Here is a 20,910-nt window from a genome sequence, read left to right as displayed (position 1 = left end):
GGCTCCGGTTCTGGGGGGCAGACGCCTGTTGAATCACCCTCGAATCCCGTTCGCCACTGAAATCAGCCCTCGGCCGTTAACCTGAGCCCGTTGCCGTGTTTACAAGGGCGGGGCTTGCCCTTCCGTCACGCGACCGGAGAGGGAGCGGGAATTGCCCCGGAAGACGGCCAGCACGTCGCCGTCCTGATTGCGTACGGTGACGTCTGTGATGCCGGCACGGCCCTTGCGCACGATCTCTTGGGCTTCGGCGGTCAGGGTGTCGCCCGGCCGGCCGGGGGCGAGGAAGGTGATCGAACAGGCGCTGGCGACCGTCACGACGTCGTGGCTGTTGCAACAATAGGCGAAGGCCACGTCGGCCAAGGTGAAAAGGGCGCCGCCGTGCAGGATGTCGTGCCCGTTGACCATGAACGGCCGCACCGTCATCTCGGCGCGGGCGTATCCCGGGCCGACCGCCTCGACGGTGATGCCCATGTGCCGAACCATGTCATCGCGCGCGAGCAAGGCATCGCGCACGTCCTCGGCGGTGGCCTGACGGCTGTCCCTGTCCATGATCGGTGGGCGCCGCTCCCTCAGGCCCCTTGGGGCAGCAGCGCCCGGTAGGCGTGCCACGAGGCATGCCCGGCCAGCGGCACGGTCACGGCCAGCCCCAGGAAGGCCGGAATCATGCCGGCCACGGTGATGAAGCCGACCGTCGCGCCCCAGCCGATCATCACGCCGGGTTGACGCGCCACGGCCTCGATGCTCACAGCCATGGCGTGGGCGGGCAGCGTGTCCGGCTTGTCCACCAGCAGGGGAATGGCCAGGGCGGCGAGCGCGAAGGCCACCGTGGCCATGACCGCGCCCACCAGTGTGCCGACGGCGAGGAACGGTGCCGCCTGCGGACTGCTCAGCACTTCAACGGCGAAATAGCCCATGGTCATCGGCTGTCCGCCGTAGAACATCCCGAACAGCAGCATGGCCAGCATGATCCAGGTCAGCAGAACCAGGGTCAGCGCCACGCCGACGATGGCCAGCCCGGGCAGGCTGGGGCGGCTGCGCCGGATGGCCTCGGGCACGGTGATCGACTCGCCGCGCTCGTGGCCGCGGCTGATGACGTGCAGGGGCACCGCGCCCATGGACGCCACCAGCATGAACCCGCTGGCCAGCGGCAGCAGGGCCGCGCCCAGCCCGGAATACAGCACCAGACCCACCAGAGCCCAGGACACCAACGTGAACGCGCTTCCGTACACCAGACAGCACAGCGGCGCGCGGCGGATGTCCGCCACCGCCTTGTGGATCCAGGTCGCGGAGTCGTCCACGGTGACGGTGGCCCACTCGGGCGTCGGGCCGGTGCGCAGGTCCGCAGTCATGGTTCGCATGATCGTCCTTCCCCCTGAGATCATATAGCCTCGTATCGTTTGGCGGATACGCCCTCATGAGAAGGAGAGTACAGGAATTATCCGACCAAAAAAATAAGAACTATTGTAATTTTATTTCTTTGTGCCGCAGGATCGGTGGTCCGGCGCGGCGACATTCCGCCGTTTCGGGCCGGTCCGGCGGCGGTGGCCCGGTCGGCGACTCGGGTTCGGACGATCATCGGTTCTTCCCGGGTCCATGTGAAGTGGTGTAGTAGGGTTTCTGGATCGGGAGGCTGGCGGTCGCCGCCGCCATGTGGCAGGGACGGCCGCACGAACAGGCCGTCGCGAGGGCCCGCCCCCGGAAATCGCACCCCCGGAATAGGCAAGGGAGTGACTCAGGTATGACGTTTCATTTCACGAAAGCCGCCACCGTCGCGCTGATGGGTGTCGGGCTGGCGCTCGGCGCCCCTCTGATCGGCGCGGCGCCGGCCGAGGCGAAGACGCTGCGCATGGCCTACGACGCCGACCCGGTGTCGCTCGACCCGCAGGAGCAGCTCTCGGGCGGCACCCTTCAGTTCTCGCACATGGTGTTCGACCCGCTGGTGCGCTTCACCAAGGAGCTGGAGTTCGAGCCGCGCCTCGCCGAAAGCTGGGAGCAGATCGACGACCGCACGATGCGCTTCCACCTGCGCGAGGGCGTCACATTCCACAGCGGCAACCCGTTCACCGCTGAGGATGTGGTCTTCACGATGGAACGCATGAAGCAAAGCCCCGACTTCAAGGGCCTGTTCGAGCCGTTCGTGGGTGCCGTGGCCATCGACGAGCACACCGTCGATCTGGTCACCAAGGAACCCTATCCGTTGGTCCTGAATCTGGCCACCTACCTGTTCCCCATGGACAAGGCCTTCTATACCGGCACCGACGAGAACGGCCAGCCGAAGGACGCGCTCGTCAAGCACGGCAACACCTTTGCCTCGACACAGGCGTCCGGCACCGGTCCGTTCGTTGTGCGCTCGCGCGAGCAGGGTGTGCGCCTTGAGTTCGAACGGTTCGCCGATTATTGGGACACCGAGTCGCCCGGCAACGTCACCGAGATCATCTTCACCCCGATCAAGGAAGCGCCGACGCGCGTCGCCTCGCTGCTGTCCGGTGGCGTGGACTTCATAGCCCCGGTGCCGCCGACCGACCTGGAACGCCTGGGCAATGACGACAGCATCAACCTCGTGACCATGTCCGGCACCCGCATCATCACCTTCCAGATGAACCAGGAGCGGGTCGAGGCCTTCCAGGATCCGCGCGTGCGCCAGGCCATCGTCTATGCCATCAACAACGCTGGCATCGTCGACAAGATCATGAAGGGCTTCGGCACCGTGGCCGCGCAGCAGAGCGCCGCCGGTCAGGCCGGTCACGCGCCCGAGCTGGAGCCGCGCTTCGATGTGGAGAAGGCCAAGGCGCTGATGGAAGAGGCCGGCTACGCCGATGGCTTCTCCATCACCATGATGGCGCCCAACAACCGCTATGTGAACGACGCCAAGATCGCCGAGGCGGCGGCCGCGATGCTGGCCAAGATCAACATCGACGTTGATCTGACCACGATGCCGAAGGCGCAGTACTGGCCCGAGTTCGACAAGCGTGCCGCCGACATCATGATGATCGGCTGGCACCCGGACACCGAGGATTCGGCCAACTACACCGAGTACCTGCTGATGACTCCCGATGCGGAGACCGGCTACGGCCAGTACAATTCGGGCAACTATTCCAACCCCGAGGTGGATGAGATGATCGTCCAGTCGCGGACCATGGTCGACCTGGAGGCGCGCTCGGCGCTGCTGCAGGATGTCGAGCGCAAGCTGTACGAGGACGCCGCCTTCGTGCCGCTGCACTGGCAGAACCTGTCCTGGGCGGCCGCGCAGGGCATCCACATCGAGGACATCGTCAACGTGATGAACTTCCCGTACCTGGGCGATCTGGTCATCGACGACTGATCCACCCGACTTCTACACCGTCATTGCGAGCCCTCGTCGTCGGACGAGGGCGAAGCAATCCAGAGCGGAAGACTGTATTGCCTGCCCTGGATTGCTTCGGCGCTTCGCGCCTCGCAATGACGCATTCGTCCTGACCTCTCTCTTCCGGTTCCGCCATGGCTGTCGTCGCCTTTCTCATTAAGCGCCTGTTTCAGGCCGCGCTGGTGATGTTCGTCATCAGCCTCATCGGATTTTCCATCCAGGACAACCTGGGCGACCCCCTGCGCGAGCTGGTCGGCCAGTCCGTCTCGGAGGCGCAACGCGAGGCGCTGCGCGACGAGATGGGCCTGAACGATCCTTTCCTGGTGCAGTACTGGCGGTTCCTCGGCAAGGCCGTCCAGGGCGACCTGGGGGACAGCTACTTCTTCAAGCGGCCAGCGCTGGACGTAATCGCCGACAAGTTCCCGGCGACGCTTGATCTGGTCATCGGGGCCACGCTGATCATCCTGCTGATTTCCATCCCCATGGGCTGTTACTGCGCCATCCGGCCCAAGGACGGGCTGGCGCGCGTGGTCATGGGGGCCAGCGTTCTCGGTCTGTCCATCCCCGTGTTCCTGACCGCGATCTTCCTGATCTACGTGTTCTCGGTGAATCTGGGCTGGCTGGCCTCGTTCGGGCGCGGCGAGCACCTAGTGGAGATCCTGCCGGGCTGGAAGACCGGGTTTCTGACCTGGGACGGCCTCGCCCACCTGATCCTGCCGAGCATTGCGCTGTCGTCGATCATGCTGGCGCTGTTCATCCGCCTCATTCGATCCGAGATGATGGAGGTGTTGGAGCAGGACTACATCAAGTTCGCCTGGGCCAAGGGCCTGCCGGCGCGGCGGGTGTGGTTCCTGCACGCGTTCAAGAACACGCTGCTGCCGGTCATCACGGTCGGCGGGGTGCAGATCGGCATCATGCTGGCCTACACCATCCTGACGGAGAAGGTGTTCCAGTGGCCGGGCGTGGGCTTCATGTTTATCGAGGCCGTCAACCGCGTCGATACGCCGCTGATCATCGCCTACATCATCGTGGTCGGCTTGATCTTCGTGGTCACCAACACGGTGGTGGACCTGATCTACACCCTGGTCAATCCGACCGTGCGCCTGGTGGGAAAACAGACATGACCCGCCTCACCGTCTTTTTCGGGTCAGATTTTCTGTACCGGTTCCGGACCGATCCGGTCGCCGTCGGCGCCTTCACGGTGGTGGCGCTGTTCGTACTGGCCGCTGTGTTCGCGCCCCTGCTGTCGGGCATGAACCCGCACGATCCGGCGCAGCTCGATATCATGAATTCGGAGATCCCGCCGGTCTGGCAGGCCGGGGGTGAGGAGGCCTTTCCCCTCGGCACCGACGCCCAGGGGCGCGACATGCTGAGCGCCATCCTGTACGGCCTGCGCATCTCCATCACCATCGGCATTTTCGCGGTCATGGTGCAGATGGCGCTGGGCATCGTCATCGGGCTGGTCTCGGGCTATCTGGGCGGCAAAGTGGATGCGTTCTTCATGCGGCTGGCGGACATCCAGCTCGCCATGTCCACGCTGATGCTGGCCATCGTCGCGCTGGCCATATTCCAGGCCACGTTCGGCGCCGAGCTGTTCGCCGACATGGCCATCGTCATGCTGGTGCTGGTGATCGGCATCGCCGAGTGGCCGCAGTATGCCCGCACCATCCGCGCCTCGGTGCTGGCCGAGCGCAAGAAGGAATACGTGGATGCCGCCCGCGTCATCGGCCTGTCGGCGCCGACCATCATGCGCCGGCACATCCTGCCCAACACGCTGTCGCCGCTCTTGGTGATCTCCACCGTGCAGGTGGCGAACGCGATCATCAGCGAGGCCGCGCTGTCCTTCCTGGGGTTGGGCATGCCGGTGACCAAGCCGTCGCTGGGCTCGCTCATCAGCGCGGGCTTCGACTACATCTTCAGCGGGTCGTGGTGGATCACGACCATCCCGGCCATCGTGCTCATCGTGCTGATCCTGTCGATCAACCTGCTGGGCGACTGGCTGCGCGACGTGCTGAACCCAAGGCTGTACAAGGGATAGGCGGGACGGTGCCTCAGGTCGCTGCCTCAGGTCGCTGCCTCAGGTCGGGGGCGCGTCCAGCCGGTCGTCGTCGGATAGGTGCTCCGGATCGCCGATCCGATCCAAAACGGCGAGCGCGGTGTCGACATTGGCCCCGACCGCCCGCTCCCGGAAGAACCGGATGACATCGTCGCCTGCCTCAAGCGACGTCGTGGGTGTGGCCTTTGCTTTTCCTGTTCGTTTTCTTTTTCGCCCCAAGGTTCGCCTCCCCCGACCAAAAGTCGAGTTTTTTTTGTTCGGCTAGCGTGAGGACAGCTTTTGGCGGGAACTTCGCGGCGGATTCCATGCTCTTGTCGAAGATATCCCGGCGGAACAAACCCTTGGATTCTGGCATCAGATTCGTTGTCATTCTTTCAACTCCGCTGGAGCCTTCTGCGCGTGCTGGGTTCGAGCCGTTTCCATCACCTTCACGAGATGGAGGTCAGATGTGGACTCTTCAAGTGTACACAAGAGATCGAATCGAAGAAGCAGTTCATGGCACCCCTGCCAAAACGGATTATTATGCCGAATAATCGCGACCTTCAAGCCAAGATCCTTGGCCCGATCCGCCCACACAGGCCTGCCATGCGATTTGTGGGCTTCTGCCTCAGAAAACGCCCTTACTACATTTTGTATCGCTTCGTCTTCATGTCCCTTCATCATGTGTCTTGATAGGAATTTCCCAGTCATGTCTCTTCCAAGAGCCTGGATGCGCCTCATTTCCTCAATTTCAGATGGATCAAAACTCTGAAGTTGTTGCAATAAACCCACAGGATTTCTTTCGTTCATATCGATATGTTGCAGTTCATCCATCAGCTTCTGATAAGCGTCCAAGATACTGTCAACCGAAATTCGGCGGCCGCTTGGCCCAATAACTTGGGAATCGATTGGGCCAAGCTCAGCGGTATGGCACATATGGATTTTGTCACTGCCGAGGCATACCATTGTGGCTGCGGATTTGGCTTTTCGAACAACCATGGTTTCAAAACCTTTGGGGGCAAAAGTCCGTGCGACATGAACGATTCTCTCTGCCGCCAGCGGAAACCCACCATTCGAATTGATAATCATCAATAGCTTCTTGTTGCTAACCGTCGCAGAAAGAACGTCTTCAAGCATTTCTGCGTCTGCGTCATCGAGCAACGAAAGAGGAGATTTCAAATTATGGTAAACGACAACAACATGACACTTAAGTTTTTGCTCAATTTTCTCGATTAGCTCAATCCGCTCCTTTCGTTGTATTGCAAAGGGGTTGTCCGCCTTCCTAATGTCGTCATAAATTGTATTGCTCATAGAAGAGTCACTTTAGCCTCATTCGTTGAGCCGATCTGCTCGGCACGGGCGCAACGAGAAGGCCATGGCCCATTATAGTGTGTCAAGCCCCCTTCGACCCCCGCCTCACGGCCACGTCCTGCGCTCGGCCTCCAGCGCCCGGCGGCGGGCCTCGAACCGGTACGGGTGCGCCGGATAGACCCCCAGGATCGACACCTCGTGGGTGAAGAAGCGCAGTTCTTCCAGCGCATAGGCCACCGGACGGTCGTCCGGCCGGCCCTCCACCTCGGCGTAGAACTGGGCGGCGACGAACGTGCCGTCGACCTGATAGCTCTCCAGTTTGGTCATGTTCACGCCGTTGGTGGCAAACCCGCCCAGGGCCTTGTACAGCGCCGCCGGCACGTTGCGCACACGGAAGACGAACGAGGTCACGGCCTCGACGTCCGGCCGGGGCGAGACCGGCTCGCGCGCCATGACGATGAAGCGGGTGGTGTTGTGCTCTTCGTCCTCGATGTTGGCGCGCAGGGACTCCAGGCCGTAAATCTCCGCCGATAGCGCCGAGCCGATGGCCGCCACGCTCTTGTTGCCGCGCGCCGCCACGTCGCGGGCGGCCCCGGCGGTGTCTGCCGTGACCACCGGCGTCAGGCCCAGTTCGCGCAGCAACCGCCGGCACTGGGACAGGGCGTGGACGTGGCTCTCGACCGTGCGCAGGTCCTCCATCGAGGCGCCCGGCACGGCCAGCAGGTGATGGTTCACGCGCAGGAAGTGCTCTGCGACGATGTGCAGCCCGGAGCCCGGCAGCAGATGGTGGATGTCGGCCACCCGCCCAGCCACCGAGTTGTCGATGGGGATCATTGCGTACAGCGCCTTGCCGTCGCGCACGGCGGCCATGACGTCCTCGAACGCCGCGCGCGACAGCGGGTCCATGTTCGGATAGGCCGCCAGACAGCAGGCGTGCGAATAGGCGCCGGGCAGGCCCTGGAAGGCGATGACCGGCTTCGGCAGCGTGGCGGCGGCATTGGTGGTCGCGTCGGGGGACGGCTCGGACATGGCGCGGGCTCCGCGGGTCGGGGCACGGCGCTACCGAAGATGGGCGCCGGAATTCGGGAGCCTGCCTAGACCGCGCCCGCCCCTCCGTCAAGCGCGGGGGCGGCGGCTGGCCCTCCGCGCCGATGCCATGGGCGGCAACGGCCCCGCCGCGTTGCCCTTGGACCCAAAATCCGCTGGCCATGGCCGGCCGGGACGATTACAACAGCGGGCAATCACGCGGGCGGCTCGGGTCGTCGGCGCGTTTTGGGATGTGCGCACGGACAACGACGGCAACGCCGGCCGGGCTGGGAGCCTGATCGGCGGTGTGGATCGTGCCGGGCCGGTCAGATCGAGGAATCATGATTACCGTCATTCTGGTCATTCACCTGCTGATCGCCATCGCCATGGTGGCCCTGATCCTGCTTCAGCGCTCCGAGGGTGGGGCCCTGGGCATCGGCGGCGGGGGTGGCGCCGGCGGCGGCCTGATGACGGGCCGGGCGGCTGGCAACCTGCTGACGCGCGGCACCGGCTTTCTGGCCGCCGGGTTCTTCGCCACCAGCCTGACCCTGGCGATCCTGGCGGATGGCGGTCAGCGCACCGGCAGCGTGCTGGACGCGGCGCCGTCCGACGAGGCGGCGGGCCCCGCCGCCCCTGGTCCGGCGGAGGCGCCGGTGCCTTCGGATGCCGAACCGGCCGTGCCGGTGGCGCCGCTGTCGCAGTAATCCGAACCGACTCGGCCGCGCTGTCCGGCCGAAACGGGACCCGCGCGGGGACCTGACGGCGTCCGAAACCGGCGCCGACGTCAGCGCGGGCGGATGTGTCGGGGTACCCGGGGTTTCGGGCCCAAGGTGAGGGGCCCAAGGTGAGGGGCAGGGACGCGCGGTCGAATCATGTCAGCACGCTTCATCTTCATCACCGGCGGTGTGGTCTCGTCCCTGGGCAAGGGGCTGGCGTCGGCGGCTTTGGGCGCGGTGTTGCAGGCGCGCGGCTTCCGGGTGCGCCTGCGCAAGCTGGACCCGTACCTGAACATCGACCCCGGCACCATGAGCCCGACCCAGCATGGCGAGGTCTACGTCACTGATGATGGCGCCGAAACCGACCTGGACCTGGGCCATTACGAGCGCTTCACCGGGGTGCCCTCGCGCCGCTCCGACAACGTGACCGCCGGGCGCATCTACAAGACGGTGCTGGAAAAGGAACGGCGCGGGGACTACCTGGGCGGGACCGTCCAGGTCATTCCCCACGTCACCGACGCCATCAAGGAGTTCATCACCGCCGACCTGACCGACGAGGATTTCGTCCTCATCGAGATCGGCGGCACCGTGGGCGACATCGAAAGCCTGCCGTTCCTGGAGGCGATTCGCCAGCTCGGCAACGAACTGGGGCCGGAGCGCGCCATGTTCGTGCATCTGACCCTGCTGCCCTACATTGCCACCTCCGGCGAGTTGAAGACCAAACCCACACAGCATTCCGTCAAGGAACTGCTGAGCGTCGGGATCCAGCCGGACATTCTGCTGTGCCGCAGCGAACATCCGATCCCGGACAGCGAACGCGCCAAGATCGCCCTGTTCTGCAACGTCCGCCGCGAGGCCGTGATCGCCGCCTATGACGCGCGGTCCATCTATGATGTGCCGATCAGCTATCATGCCGAAGGGCTGGACGTGCAGGTCTGCCGCCACTTCCGCCTTGGCTGCGAGCAGGAGCCCGACCTGTCGCGCTGGCGCACCATCATCCAGCGCGCCCACCAGCCGGAAGGCGCCGTCACCATCGCCGTGGTGGGCAAGTACACCAAGCTGCTGGATTCGTATAAATCCCTCTCCGAGGCCCTGACCCACGGCGGTTTCGCCAACAACGTCAAGGTGCAGCTGGAATGGCTCGACAGTCAGGTGTTCGAGACCGCCGGCAACAATTATTTGCTGGAGGAGGTCCACGGCATCCTCGTGCCCGGCGGCTTCGGCGAGCGCGGCGCCGAAGGCAAGATGGCCGCCGCCCGCTTCGCCCGGGAAAAGGATGTGCCCTACCTGGGCATCTGCTTCGGCATGCAGATGGCGGTGATCGAGGCGGCGCGGAATCTCGCCAACATCCCCGGGGCGGGCTCGACGGAATTCGGCGATCCGCCGGCCAAGGTGGTCGGCCTGATGACCGAGTGGATGCGCGGCAACGAGATCGAGGTGCGCAACGCCGAGGGCGATCTGGGCGGCACCATGCGTCTGGGGGCCTATCCGTGCATTCTCAAGCCGGGCTCGCGGGCGCGGGCCATTTACGGCGATGTCCAGACCATTCAGGAACGCCACCGCCATCGCTATGAGGTCAACAACGCCTACATCGGTCCGCTGGAGGCCCGGGGACTGGTGTTCTCTGGCATGTCGCCGGACGGTCTGCTGCCCGAGATCGTGGAGATCCCGGACCATTCCTGGTTCGTCGGGGTCCAGTTCCATCCGGAACTGAAGTCCAAGCCGTTCGATCCGCACCCGCTGTTCACGTCGTTCATCGGCGCCGCCGTCGAGAAGTCGCGGCTGGTCTGAGGTCTCGTCCCCGTCCCCCTTCCGGGAGTCCGCCCCATCGTGTCCGAGTCCGCTGTTCCGGAATCCGCCCCCGCGCGCGAGATCGCCCTTGGCGATTTCATGATCGGCAACGACCTGCCGCTGACGCTGATCGCCGGCCCGTGCCAGATGGAGAGCCGCGAGCACGCCCTGGAGGTCGCCGCCGCGCTGGCGGAGATGACGGCGGCCCTCGACATGCCGCTGATCTTCAAGAGTTCGTTCGACAAGGCCAACCGGACCTCGCTGTCGGGACGGCGCGGGATCGGGCTGGACGCCGCCCTGCCGGTGTTCGCCGAGATCCGGGAGCGGTTCGGATGTCCCGTGCTGACCGACGTTCACGAAGCGGCGCAGTGCGCCCCCGTGGCGGAGGTGGTGGACGTCCTTCAAATCCCGGCGTTCCTGTGCCGACAGACCGACCTGTTGGTCGCGGCCGCCGGAACCGGGGCCATCGTCAACGTCAAGAAGGGCCAGTTTCTGGCCCCCTGGGACATGAAAAACGTGGTCGCCAAGCTGGACGGTGCCGGAAACCGTCGCGTTCTTGTCACGGAACGGGGGGCGTCGTTCGGGTACAACACGCTGGTGACCGACATGCGCGGCCTGGTCATCATGGCGCGTGACACCGGGTGCCCGGTGGTGTTCGACGCCACCCATTCGGTGCAGCAGCCGGGTGGGCTGGGCGGCGCCTCGGGCGGCCAGCGCGAATTTGCGCCCGTTCTGGCGCGCGCCGCCGTGGCCGTGGGTGTCGCCGGTGTGTTCATCGAAAGCCACCCCGACCCCGACTCGGCGCCGTCCGACGGACCGACCATGATTGCCCTGAAGGACCTGCCCGACGTTCTGAGCACGCTTGTTGCCCTTGACCGGGTTGCCAAGGCCCATCCGCTGACGATGTAACGCCCATCCACGCCCCTTTGCCCCGGGGCGCCAACACGGGAGACCAACCACATGGCCGAGATTATCGATATCACCGCCCGCGAGATCCTGGATTCCCGTGGCAATCCGACCGTCGAGGTCGATGTGCTTCTGGAATCCGGCGCCATGGGCCGCGCCGCCGTGCCGTCGGGCGCCTCGACCGGCGTTCACGAGGCGGTGGAACTGCGTGACGGCGATGCCTCGCGCTACGGCGGCAAGGGCGTGCGGCGGGCCGCCGAGGCCGTCAACAGCGAGATCTTCAGCGCCATCGCCGGCTTGGAGGCCGAGGAACAGGTCGTCATCGACGAAACCATGATCGACCTGGACGGCACCCCTAACAAGAGCCGCCTGGGCGCCAACGCCATCCTGGGTGTCTCGCTGGCCGTGGCCAAGGCCGCCGCCGAGGAGGCTGGCCTGCCGCTGTACCGCTACATCGGCGGTGTCTCCGCCCGCACCCTGCCGGTGCCGATGATGAACATCGTCAACGGCGGCCAGCACGCCGACAACCCCATCGACATCCAGGAGTTCATGGTCATGCCGGTGTCGGCGGCCAGCGGCGCCGAGGCGGTGCGCATGGGCGCCGAGGTGTTCCACGCGCTGAAGAAGCAGCTCAAGGACGCCGGCCACAACACCAACGTCGGTGACGAGGGCGGCTTCGCCCCCGGCCTGAAGAGCGCCGACGAGGCCCTGGGCTTCATCATGAAGTCGATCGAGGCCGCTGGCTACAAGCCGGGCGAGGACATCATGCTGGCGCTCGATGCCGCCTCCAGCGAGTTCTACAAGGACGGCAAGTATGTGCTGGAGGGCGAGGGCAAGACCCTGGATGCCGCCGGCATCGTGGACTACTACGCCGATCTGGTCGCGCGCTATCCCATCCTGTCCATTGAGGACGGCTGCGCCGAGGACGATTGGGACGGCTGGAAGCTGCTGACCGAGCGCCTGGGCGGCACGGTCCAGCTCGTCGGCGACGACCTGTTCGTCACCAACCCCATCCGTCTGGCCGATGGCATCAAGAAGGGTGTCGCCAACTCCATCCTGGTCAAGGTCAACCAGATCGGCACCCTGACCGAGACCCTGAAGGCCGTGGAGATGGCCCACAAGGCGGCCTACACCAACGTCATCTCGCACCGCTCCGGCGAAACCGAGGACAGCACCATCGCCGACATCGCCGTGGCCACCAACTGCGGGCAGATCAAGACCGGCTCGCTGTCGCGCTCCGACCGCATGGCCAAGTACAACCAGCTCATCCGCATCGAGGAGGAACTGGGTCCGGCGGCGGTCTATGCCGGCACCAGCATCCTGCGGGGGTAAGCTCAAGCCGTCCCGTTGTTGGTTGACATTGCCGGGCGGGGGCCGTGCTCCCGCCCGGCGGTTTATGGATCGGCTCGTTGGCGCGGATGCATCCTACGCCTGTCCGTCCACACCAGATGGCCGCTGCCGCTCCAACGCCCGGGTCAGGGCGCCGATGCCGATCAGGGCGCCACCCAGGCCGAGGAACGACAGCGCCCGCCACAGCCCGGTCAGCCCGGCCATGTCCACCAGGAACGCTTTCAGCGTCACCGCCAGCAGGATCGCCAGCCCGGCCCGCCGCGTGGCGGTCTGGTCCAGGCGGGCGCCGATCACCACCACCGCCAACCCGAACAGCAGTCCCAGGACTGAGTAGGCGTACAGTTCCGCCTCGCCGGTCAGCGGGCCGGACAGCACCGGGCCGGTGAAGGCGTGGCGCACCGACAGCGCCAGCCACAGCGCCAGCAGGGCCGCCGCCGCCGGCACCGCCCCGCGCCGCACGCGCGATCCCATCGGCGCCCGGCGCGCCCACTGGGCGAGGAAGGCCGCCGGCGTGGCGTACAGGGCCAGCAAGAGATTCAGCACCGGAAGCGCGCCGACCGGGGCGCCGATCCAATAGGGGTTGGCCCACAGCACCGGCCCCAGCAGCAGCGCCACACTCCCCAACAGGCCCAGCACCATCTCGCCCCATCGCAACACCACCCGGTCGGCGCCCGGATCGCGGTTGCGCCACAGCCGCAGCACCAGGGCTGCGGCCAGCCATACGTTGATGTGAATCGCTATTTCGCGCAGAGCTACGGGCGCGCCCGCGAGGTCCGACCCGGCCATCAGGTGGCGCGCCTCCAGCGAGACCAGCAGCACCGAAAAGGTCAGCGCCCCGGCCTCCAGCACTTGCACCAACAGGCCGTCGCGGCGCTTCAGGAACCAACGCGCGGCGAGGCCGAACGCCAGCGCCGGTAGCCCGTAGCCGTACAGCAGCCAGTTGAACACCGGGCGCGCGTCCAGCGGGTAGTCCAGCACATACGGATTGAACAGCAGGCGGGCCAATACGACCCCGGCCATGACCAGGGCGGCGCCGCGCAGACCGGGAACGTGCGTCGTCCCAAGGCGGGCCTCGACCCAGGCGACGCCGGGTAGGGTCAGGGCCAGGGCCACCGTCAGCCACGCCTGCTCCAGGGCGAAGGTGGCGGCCAGCGCCACCGCCGCCAGCACACCGACGGCAAAGGCGCCGAGCGCGCCCGGATGGTGCTCCGCCGCGCGCCACGCCGCCAGCAGGGCCAGTCCGCCGAGGCCCAGCGCCAGTCCGGCCCAGCCCAGATCAATGCCCAGGTCTCCGATGCGCCAGTACGAGACGGCGAGGATCAACAGCGGTGTCGCCGTGGCCAGTCCGGCCCAGCCCATCGGCTTCGCCGCCCGTCGCGACGCCCACCAACCGCCCAGCGTCACCAGGGCGCCCTGGGCGATGGCCAGGACTAGGAACGCCCGGACGCCATCCGGCAGCGGCGGGTTGACCAGTGCGCCGGGGTGGTCGGCCGGCGTCATCACCAGATCCCAGCCGGCCAGGGTCAGCAGGCCGGTCAGCACCGGCGCCAGCCGGGGCATGACCAAGCGCGCGTCGTGCCAGCCCAGCCCCAGGCCGCTGGCGGTCAGGACCAGCAGCGCCGCCACGGTGGCCGGCGCCTGTTCGCTCGCCAGGCTCAGCAATACCAGCAGCGCACCCACGAGACTCCACGCCGCCTCCGTCAGGCCGCGCGTGACGGGATCGGTCAGCGGCGCCGACAGGCTCGGCAGCGCCTTGACCGGCAGCCCCACGCGGGCGGCGGAGACGACTGCCGCCACGGCGAGCAGGAACACGGCCGGCACGCCCTCGTCACCGGGACGCATCGGCCCGACCAGGTACAGCAGCGTCCAGACGGCATTGCCCGCCAGCGCCAGTCCGCCCAGCCACGGCCATGGGCGCCAGCGCGGCAGCAGCGCCGCCGCCAGCGTCAGCGCCAGCAGATAGCCGAACAGCGCCTCCGGCACCGGCCCGTCCGATTCGACCAGGATCGGAACGACATAGCCGCCGACAAGGCCGAGCCCGGCGACGAACGGGCCGTGCCACAGCGCCAGCAACACGCCGGTCAGGGACACCACACCCAGGGCCGGGAAGGCGACCGCCGGCCCGATCAGGCCATACAGGGCGTGCGCGGCGTACAGGCTGGCGAACAGGCTGGACAGCCCGGCGGCGGCCAGCGCGGCGGCGACGCGGCGTCCGGGCCGTCCGCCCTCGTCAGGCGCGGCGCGGCGGCGGGCGCGCTCGGCCAGGGCCAGCAGGCCGACCCCGAGCAGGCCGCCCATGAGGCAGCGCATGAGCGGCGTGATCCAACCCTGATCGATGGAGTACTTGACCAGGAAGGCGCCGCCCAGGGCCAGGGCGACACCCCCGACCCAGATCAGCCACCTGTCGGTCAGGCCGTGCTCGAACCCCTCCCCGGCGTCCTTGGGGCGCGGGGGTTCGGACGGGGTGAGAGCCTCCGCGTCGGTCTCGAAGAAGGGAGCGTCGGCGGGTTCGGGTTCGGGCTTCGCCTCCGCTTCGGGCGCGTATTCGGTGCCCGGCGGGACGGCGATGATCGTCTCTTCCGGTGGCTCGGGCGGCGGCTCGGGCGCGGGCGCGGTCCACGCGCGCGCCTCCAGGCCGTCCAGTCGGGCGCTCAGGGCGCGCACCTCGCGCCTCAGCTTGGTGGCGCGGACCAAGGCCCAGATGGCCAGAACCGGCGGCCCGAACAGCACCAGCAGTCCCAGCAGCAGGATAACATCAAGCCCGTCGTACATGCCCGCTGGCCCTCCCGCCGGTGACGCGCGCCGGACGGATCATACGCGACGCGGGACGCGGCGACGAGTCCCCGGCCATGCGAGCCAGGCGGCGATCACCCCGGCGGGGCCACCGTCGCGGCGGACCCGCCGAAGATGAACGGCAGGGCGCTGACCCCGAACACGATGTGATGTCCGGCGGTCATCGCCGCGTAGGCCAGCAGCCCCATGCCGATGACGATCAGGTCCTTCCTGAAGGGCAGCGGTGGCGGCAGGTCCTGGGGCTTGCCGCGCAGGATCGCGATCACCAAGCTGAACATGCCGTACAGACCGAAGCAGCCGAAGAACAGCGCCGAGTTCGAATACGGGCTGGCCAGCACATGCGCGACCGCCCACAGCAGCACGCCGATGATCATCGGATGCCACGTATAGCGCCGGATGTTGGTGGGCAGGTACGCCGACAACACGAGGATGAAGGCGAACGGCATCAGGATCGCCGGCAGATAAACACCCCAGGCCGGCATCTGGATGGCGTCCATGCGCGGGGTCAGGGCGAAGCCGGCGATCATCAGGCCGAGGCCGATGACCGCCAGGACGCTGATGGTTGCCCTGTAGGCCGGCTCACCCATCACGCCGACCAGACGCCGACGGTTGACCGGCTGAAGCGGAATCATGTGGGTGAGGAAGAACACGAGGGCGCCGATCGGCAGCAGCTTGTCCATGAGCCGGGTCCCGTGGTTTTGAAGGCGTTGACAGATTGGCCCGGCGTCATTGACGATCCGCAAGGTGTTACGGATTCCGGACCATCCGTTCCCGCCGGTGCCGGTGTATTCTAGACGGGCAGTCGGTGCTACCCGGACTCCCTCCCCTGGATAGGGGAGGGCTGGGGTGGGGGTGATGCGGAGGGCAGGACCGCCGAAAAAACAAACTCGCCCCCCTCCCAACCTCCCCCCAAAAGGGGGAGGAGACGGTTATCACACTGGTGAGTCTTCAGCCTTTCCACATGTCGCTGCAGCCCGATCAAACGGGATGCGGTTCAAGACCTTATCCATACACGGCCAGGCGGTCACTCCGCCGCTTGACCGGCGGCGGCGCCCGGCTCCACCCCGGGCGGGGTGACGGGCACCTCCAGCTTGTCCAGCATCTCCTTCGGCACGATCTGCCAGAACTGGCCGAGCTCGCGCTCCCAGTTCACCAGCAGGCGCTGGGCGAAGCGGGACTGGGTCTCGGCGACATGCTCCTCGACCAGATCCTTCAGCAGTCCGGCGTAGTGGTCCACCTGGATGCGCTGCCAGATGACGTAATCCGGGTTGATGCGCTGCGGCAGCAGGTCGTTCGGGTCGTGGATGAAAGCCATGCCGCCCGACATGCCGGCGCCGAAGTTCGCCCCCACCTCGCCGAGGATCACGACGACGCCGTTGGTCATGTATTCGCAGCCGTTGGAGCCGCAGCCCTCGACCACCACCTGGGCGCCGGAGTTGCGCACGGCGAAGCGCTCGCCGGCCTGCCCGGCGGCGAACAGCTTGCCGCCGGTGGCGCCGTACAGCACGGTGTTGCCGATGATGGTGTTCTCGTGCGAGGCCAGCGGGCTGGAGACCGCCGGGCGCACCACGATCAGGCCGCCGGACAGGCCCTTGCCGACGTAGTCGTTGGCGTCGCCGAACACCTCCAGCTTCAGGCCCTGGACAGCGAAGGCCCCCAACGATTGCCCGGCCGAGCCGCGCAGGCGCACGGTGATGTGGCCGGGCTGAAGGCTCCGCTCGCCGTATTTGGTGACGATCTTGTGCGACAGCTTGGTGCCCACGGCGCGGTGAATGTTGCGCACCGTGTAGGTGAGCTGCATCTTCTCGCCGTCCTCCAGGGTGTTGCGGGCATCCTGGATCATCTGGGCGTCAAGCGTTTCCGGCACTTCGTTGCGGCCCTCGATGGCGCAATGCACCGGCAGGCCGCCGCTGTCCGGTTGGGCGAGGATGGCGTTCAGGTCCAGGTCGTCCAGGTGTGGCGCGCCCCGGGTGACCTGATGCAGCAGGTCGGTGCGGCCGATGGCCTCATTCAGCGAACGCAGGCCGAGCGAAGCCAGGATTTCCCGGATTTCCTCGGCCATGAAGGTGAACAGGTTGACCACCTTTTCCGCCGTGCCGGTGAACTTGTCGCGCATCGCCTTGTCCTGGGTGCACACGCCCACCGGGCAGGTGTTGGTGTGACACTGGCGGACCATGATGCAGCCCATGGCGATCAGCGCGGTGGTGCCGACGCCGAACTCCTCGGCGCCAAGCATGGCGGCGATGACCACGTCGCGGCCGGTCTTAATGGCGCCGTCGGTGCGCAGCAGCACCCGATGGCGCAGCCGGTTAAGGGTCAGCACCTGATGCACCTCCGACAGGCCCATTTCCCACGGTAGACCGGCGTACTTGATGGACGTCTGCGGGCTGGCCCCGGTGCCGCCGTTGTGGCCGGACACCAGAATGACATCGGCGTTGGCCTTGGCCACGCCGGCGGCGATGGTGCCGATGCCGGTGCGGCTGACCAGCTTGACGGTGACGCGCGCCGACGGGTTGATCTGCTTCAGGTCATAGATGAGCTGCGCCAGATCCTCGATGGAATAAATGTCGTGGTGTGGCGGCGGGCTGATGAGCGTCACCCCCTTGGTGGAGTGGCGCAGCTTGGCGATCTCCGCTGTCACCTTGAATCCGGGGAGCTGGCCGCCCTCGCCGGGCTTGGCGCCCTGGGCCACCTTGATTTCGATCTCGCGGCACTGGTTGAGGTATTCGGCCGTCACGCCGAAGCGACCCGAGGCCACCTGTTTGATGGCCGAGTTCTCGTTGTCGCCGTTGGCGCGGGGCTTGTAGCGTGCCGGGTCCTCGCCGCCCTCGCCGCTGTCCGACTTGGCGCCGATACGGTTCATGGCGATGTTGAGCGTGCCGTGCGCCTCCGGCGACAGGGCGCCCAAGGACATGGCCGGGGTGACGAAGCGGCGGCGGATGGCGTTGATGCTCTCCACCTCCTCCATCAGGATCGGCTCCTTCACCTGCTTGAAGTCCAGCAGGTCGCGGATGTTGATCGGCTGTTTCTGGTACAGGCCGTTGGTGTAGCGCCGATAGGTCTGGTAGCTGTCCGTGGCCACCGCTTCCTGAAGCACATGGATCAGGCGCCCGTCGTACTGATGGGCCTCGCCGCCGCGCCGGTAGCGGTAGAAGCCGCCGACCGGCAGCGTTAGAACCGCCGGATCATAGGCGCGGGCGTGCTGCTCCAGCACCTTGCGCTGAATGCCCGCCAATCCGATGCCGGAAATGCGCGAGGTCATGCTGGTGAAGAACTCCGCCACCAGGGAGCGGGACAGGCCGATGGCCTCGAAGCAGTGACCGCCGCGATAGCTGCTGAGGACCGAAATGCCCATCTTGGACATGATCTTGAGCAGGCCGTCGTTGATCGCCTTCTTGTAGCGGGCCAGCGCCTGTTCCAGCGTTAGGTCGCCCATCAGGCCGCGCCGGTGGCGGTCGGCCAGACTCTCCAGGGTCAGCCAGGGGTTGACCGTGCTGGCCCCGACTCCGATCAGAACGGCGTAGTAGTGCGTGTCCAGGCATTCACCGGACCGCACGTTGACGGAGGTGAAGGTGCGCAGGCGCTGGCGCACCAGATGGGTGTGTACCGCGCCGGCGGCCAGGATCATCGGAATGGCCGGCCGATCCGGCCCCATGGCCCGGTCGGAGAGGATCAGGTGGGTGCGCCCGCCGCGCACCGCGTCCTCGGCCTCATGCCGCACCCGGTCGATGCTCTGTCGCAGGGCGTGCTCGCCCGCGCCGGCATCGAAGGTGCAGTCGATCTCGGCCACCGTTTCGCCCATGTAGCGGCGCATCGCCTCGAACTCGGCGGTGGTCAGCACCGGGCTTTCCAGTTGAAGCAGTTCGCACTGCTCGGCCGATTCATCAAGGATGTTGCCCAGGTTGCCCAGGCGCGTGCGCAGGCTCATCACCCGCGTCTCGCGCAGGGGATCGATGGGCGGGTTGGTCACCTGACTGAAGTTCTGGCGGAAGAACTGGTGCAGGCCCCGATAGTGGTCGGACAGCACGGCCAGCGGCGTATCGTCGCCCATGGAGCCGGTCGCCTCCTTGGCTTCATCGACCATGGGCTGGAGGATCAGTTCCATGTCCTCCATGGATTGGCCGTAGGCGACCTGGGCGCGAAGCAGGGACTCCGGCGCGAGGGTGCCGGGCTCGTTGCGGTCGCCGGCGATCAGGCTGTCCAGCTTGGTGATGCGCTTGATCCAGTCACCATAGGGCTTGCGCGCGGCCAGCCGATCCTTGATCTGCTGATCCTCGTAGAACACCCCCTCGCGCAGATCGACGGCGATCAGGCCGCCCGGGCCGACACGGCCCTTGCGCACGATGTCGGCCTCGGCGACGCGGACCATGCCGGTTTCGGAGCCCACCACCAGAAGGCCGTCGCGGGTGACGCTGAAGCGCATGGGACGCAGACCGTTGCGGTCCATGCCGGCGACCACCCAGCGGCCATCCGTGGCGCAGATGGCGGCGGGGCCGTCCCACGGCTCCAGCACGCAGTTGCAGTAGGCGATCAGGTCGGCGTGCTCTTCCTGCAGGGTGCTGTCCTGATTCAGGCTCTGCGGGATCATCATGGCCTTGACCATGGGGGCCTCGCGTCCGGCCCGGCACATCAACTCGAACACGGCGTCAAGCCCGGCGCTGTCGGACCCGCCGACCTTGACCAGGGGCTTCAGATCCTCGATGGCGGCGCCCAGCAGGGGCGAGGCCATGCGGGTCTCGTGCGCCTTCATCCAGTTGACGTTCCCGGTCAGGGTGTTGATCTCGCCGTTGTGCGCGAGCATGCGGAACGGCTGCGCCAGCCACCAGGTGGGGAAGGTGTTGGTCGAATAGCGCTGATGATAGATGGCGAACCGCGAGACGAATCGCTCGTCCAGAAGGTCCGGATAGAAACTGGTGAGCTGCTCGGCCAGGAACAGGCCCTTGTAGATCACGGAGCGGCAGGACAGCGAACAGATGTAGAAGTCCTGGATGCTAGCCGCCTGGATCTTCTTCTCGATGCGCCGCCGCACCACGTACAGGTCGAGTTCGAAGCGGTCCTCGTCCATGCCCTTGTGATTGCAGATCATGATCTGCTCGATCTCGGGACGGGTGGCGTTGGCCTTCTCGCCGATCACGGAGGCATCGACGGGGACCTGCCGCCACCCGTAGATCGAAAACCCGGCGGCCAGCACCTCTGTCTCGACGATGCAGCGGCATTCCTCCTGGGCGACCAGATCCGTCTTGGGCAGGAAGATCATGCCCACGGCGAGGGGGCCGTCCAGCACCTCGTGGCCGGTGGCGATGATGTGTTCCTTGAAGAAGGCCTGCGGAATCTCGACATGGATGCCGGCGCCGTCACCGGTCTTGCCGTCGGCGTCGACCGCGCCCCGGTGGAACAGCACCTTCAGCGCCTCGATGCCGGCCACCACCACGTCGCGGCGCGGCGTGCCGTCGATGGAGGCGACCAAGCCCACGCCGCAGGCGTCGTGCTCGTCCGACGGCCGATAGGCGTCGGCCTGTTCCAGCAGATCGGCATTGGCGCGCCAGTCGGCCACGAAGCGGGCGGCGTCAGTGTTCAACGTCTCGGTCATGGCCGGACTCCTTTCGGGGCGGAATCAGCGAGGAGGTTGGATGGGGCAA

The 20,910-nt window shown here is 66.5% G+C and carries 15 protein-coding genes; 7 read left to right on the top strand and 8 right to left on the bottom strand.

What is annotated here, in order from left to right; translation table 11 throughout:
• Positions 1–99: 99 nt before the first annotated feature.
• Positions 100–549 (bottom strand): hydroxyphenylacetyl-CoA thioesterase PaaI, encoded by a 450-nt coding sequence (gene paaI, locus BLS85_RS13695; RefSeq protein WP_092787226.1) that lies wholly within the window; start codon positions 547–549, stop codon positions 100–102.
• Between the two features lie 20 nt (positions 550–569).
• Complete coding sequence (locus BLS85_RS13690; RefSeq protein ID WP_176793741.1) at positions 570–1,358, bottom strand: DUF2189 domain-containing protein; 789 nt, start codon at positions 1,356–1,358, stop codon at positions 570–572.
• Between the two features lie 380 nt (positions 1,359–1,738).
• Between BLS85_RS13690 and BLS85_RS13685 the strand changes: the two genes are divergently transcribed.
• The 3 genes from BLS85_RS13685 (at position 1,739) to BLS85_RS13675 (ending at position 5,381) form a co-directional block, all read left to right on the top strand.
• Positions 1,739–3,322: an ABC transporter substrate-binding protein gene (locus tag BLS85_RS13685; RefSeq protein ID WP_092787222.1), complete on the top strand. Its 1,584-nt coding sequence runs from the start codon at positions 1,739–1,741 to the stop codon at positions 3,320–3,322.
• A 155-nt stretch (positions 3,323–3,477) separates the two neighbouring features.
• On the top strand, positions 3,478–4,467 hold the full coding sequence (locus BLS85_RS13680; RefSeq protein ID WP_092787220.1) for an ABC transporter permease: 990 nt from the start codon (positions 3,478–3,480) through the stop codon (positions 4,465–4,467).
• Entirely contained in the window at positions 4,464–5,381 is a 918-nt protein-coding gene (locus BLS85_RS13675; protein ID WP_092787218.1) for an ABC transporter permease, read from the top strand. Before BLS85_RS13680 ends, BLS85_RS13675 begins: the two co-directional genes overlap by 4 nt.
• A gap of 178 nt (positions 5,382–5,559) precedes the next feature.
• Here BLS85_RS13675 and BLS85_RS13670 read toward each other — a convergent pair whose 3' ends face one another.
• The 3 genes from BLS85_RS13670 to BLS85_RS13660 all read right to left on the bottom strand — a co-directional run bounded on the left by BLS85_RS13670 (position 5,560) and on the right by BLS85_RS13660 (position 7,718).
• Entirely contained in the window at positions 5,560–5,769 is a 210-nt protein-coding gene (locus BLS85_RS13670) for a hypothetical protein (RefSeq protein ID WP_092787216.1), read from the bottom strand.
• Positions 5,766–6,689 carry an SDH family Clp fold serine proteinase gene (locus BLS85_RS13665; RefSeq protein ID WP_092787214.1) on the bottom strand — a complete coding sequence of 308 codons (924 nt, stop codon included), beginning with the start codon at positions 6,687–6,689 and terminating at the stop codon, positions 5,766–5,768. The genes BLS85_RS13670 and BLS85_RS13665 overlap by 4 nt, the downstream gene beginning before the upstream one ends.
• Before the next feature lie 105 nt (positions 6,690–6,794).
• On the bottom strand, positions 6,795–7,718 hold the full coding sequence (locus tag BLS85_RS13660) for a prephenate dehydratase (protein ID WP_092787212.1): 924 nt from the start codon (positions 7,716–7,718) through the stop codon (positions 6,795–6,797).
• 338 nt (positions 7,719–8,056) lie between these two features.
• Between BLS85_RS13660 and secG the strand changes: the two genes are divergently transcribed.
• The 4 genes from secG to eno all read left to right on the top strand — a co-directional run bounded on the left by secG (position 8,057) and on the right by eno (position 12,460).
• Positions 8,057–8,419: a preprotein translocase subunit SecG gene (secG, locus tag BLS85_RS13655; protein WP_092787210.1), complete on the top strand. Its 363-nt coding sequence runs from the start codon at positions 8,057–8,059 to the stop codon at positions 8,417–8,419.
• 168 nt (positions 8,420–8,587) lie between these two features.
• A complete protein-coding gene (locus tag BLS85_RS13650; protein ID WP_092787208.1) occupies positions 8,588–10,222 on the top strand; it encodes a CTP synthase in 1,635 nt (544 codons plus the stop codon).
• A 39-nt stretch (positions 10,223–10,261) separates the two neighbouring features.
• Positions 10,262–11,131 (top strand): 3-deoxy-8-phosphooctulonate synthase, encoded by an 870-nt coding sequence (gene kdsA, locus BLS85_RS13645; RefSeq protein WP_281242547.1) that lies wholly within the window; start codon positions 10,262–10,264, stop codon positions 11,129–11,131.
• Positions 11,132–11,182: 51 nt separating this feature from the next.
• Entirely contained in the window at positions 11,183–12,460 is a 1,278-nt protein-coding gene (gene eno / locus BLS85_RS13640; RefSeq protein ID WP_092787206.1) for a phosphopyruvate hydratase, read from the top strand.
• A 93-nt stretch (positions 12,461–12,553) separates the two neighbouring features.
• On the opposite strand, the gene BLS85_RS13635 is transcribed toward eno, so the two are convergent.
• The 3 genes from BLS85_RS13635 to gltB all read right to left on the bottom strand — a co-directional run bounded on the left by BLS85_RS13635 (position 12,554) and on the right by gltB (position 20,861).
• Complete coding sequence (locus BLS85_RS13635; protein ID WP_092787205.1) at positions 12,554–15,250, bottom strand: DUF2339 domain-containing protein; 2,697 nt, start codon at positions 15,248–15,250, stop codon at positions 12,554–12,556.
• A 95-nt stretch (positions 15,251–15,345) separates the two neighbouring features.
• The gene (locus BLS85_RS13630) at positions 15,346–15,951 is read right to left on the bottom strand and encodes an NnrU family protein (RefSeq protein WP_092787203.1); all 606 of its coding nucleotides are present in this window, start codon (positions 15,949–15,951) and stop codon (positions 15,346–15,348) included.
• Positions 15,952–16,295: 344 nt separating this feature from the next.
• Complete coding sequence (gene gltB / locus BLS85_RS13625) at positions 16,296–20,861, bottom strand: glutamate synthase large subunit (RefSeq protein ID WP_092787201.1); 4,566 nt, start codon at positions 20,859–20,861, stop codon at positions 16,296–16,298.
• Positions 20,862–20,910 lie beyond the last annotated feature (49 nt).

Source organism: Rhodospira trueperi, assembly GCF_900101965.1.
Taxonomy (GTDB): domain Bacteria; phylum Pseudomonadota; class Alphaproteobacteria; order Rhodospirillales; family Rhodospirillaceae; genus Rhodospira; species Rhodospira trueperi.
The sequence above is the reverse complement of the archived record's forward strand: the minus strand, read 5'-3'. Positions and strand labels throughout refer to the sequence as shown.

What these genes read in the sequence shown, in the direction of transcription:
- paaI (WP_092787226.1), bottom strand. Translation starts at nt 549, where the DNA reads ATGGACAGGGACAGCCGTCAGGCCACCGCCGAGGACGTGCGCGATGCC.
- BLS85_RS13690 (WP_176793741.1), bottom strand. Translation starts at nt 1,358, where the DNA reads ATGCGAACCATGACTGCGGACCTGCGCACCGGCCCGACGCCCGAGTGG.
- BLS85_RS13685 (WP_092787222.1), top strand. Translation starts at nt 1,739, where the DNA reads ATGACGTTTCATTTCACGAAAGCCGCCACCGTCGCGCTGATGGGTGTC.
- BLS85_RS13680 (WP_092787220.1), top strand. Translation starts at nt 3,478, where the DNA reads ATGGCTGTCGTCGCCTTTCTCATTAAGCGCCTGTTTCAGGCCGCGCTG.
- BLS85_RS13675 (WP_092787218.1), top strand. Translation starts at nt 4,464, where the DNA reads ATGACCCGCCTCACCGTCTTTTTCGGGTCAGATTTTCTGTACCGGTTC.
- BLS85_RS13670 (WP_092787216.1), bottom strand. Translation starts at nt 5,769, where the DNA reads ATGACAACGAATCTGATGCCAGAATCCAAGGGTTTGTTCCGCCGGGAT.
- BLS85_RS13665 (WP_092787214.1), bottom strand. Translation starts at nt 6,689, where the DNA reads ATGAGCAATACAATTTATGACGACATTAGGAAGGCGGACAACCCCTTT.
- BLS85_RS13660 (WP_092787212.1), bottom strand. Translation starts at nt 7,718, where the DNA reads ATGTCCGAGCCGTCCCCCGACGCGACCACCAATGCCGCCGCCACGCTG.
- secG (WP_092787210.1), top strand. Translation starts at nt 8,057, where the DNA reads ATGATTACCGTCATTCTGGTCATTCACCTGCTGATCGCCATCGCCATG.
- BLS85_RS13650 (WP_092787208.1), top strand. Translation starts at nt 8,588, where the DNA reads ATGTCAGCACGCTTCATCTTCATCACCGGCGGTGTGGTCTCGTCCCTG.
- eno (WP_092787206.1), top strand. Translation starts at nt 11,183, where the DNA reads ATGGCCGAGATTATCGATATCACCGCCCGCGAGATCCTGGATTCCCGT.
- BLS85_RS13635 (WP_092787205.1), bottom strand. Translation starts at nt 15,250, where the DNA reads ATGTACGACGGGCTTGATGTTATCCTGCTGCTGGGACTGCTGGTGCTG.
- BLS85_RS13630 (WP_092787203.1), bottom strand. Translation starts at nt 15,951, where the DNA reads ATGGACAAGCTGCTGCCGATCGGCGCCCTCGTGTTCTTCCTCACCCAC.
- gltB (WP_092787201.1), bottom strand. Translation starts at nt 20,861, where the DNA reads ATGACCGAGACGTTGAACACTGACGCCGCCCGCTTCGTGGCCGACTGG.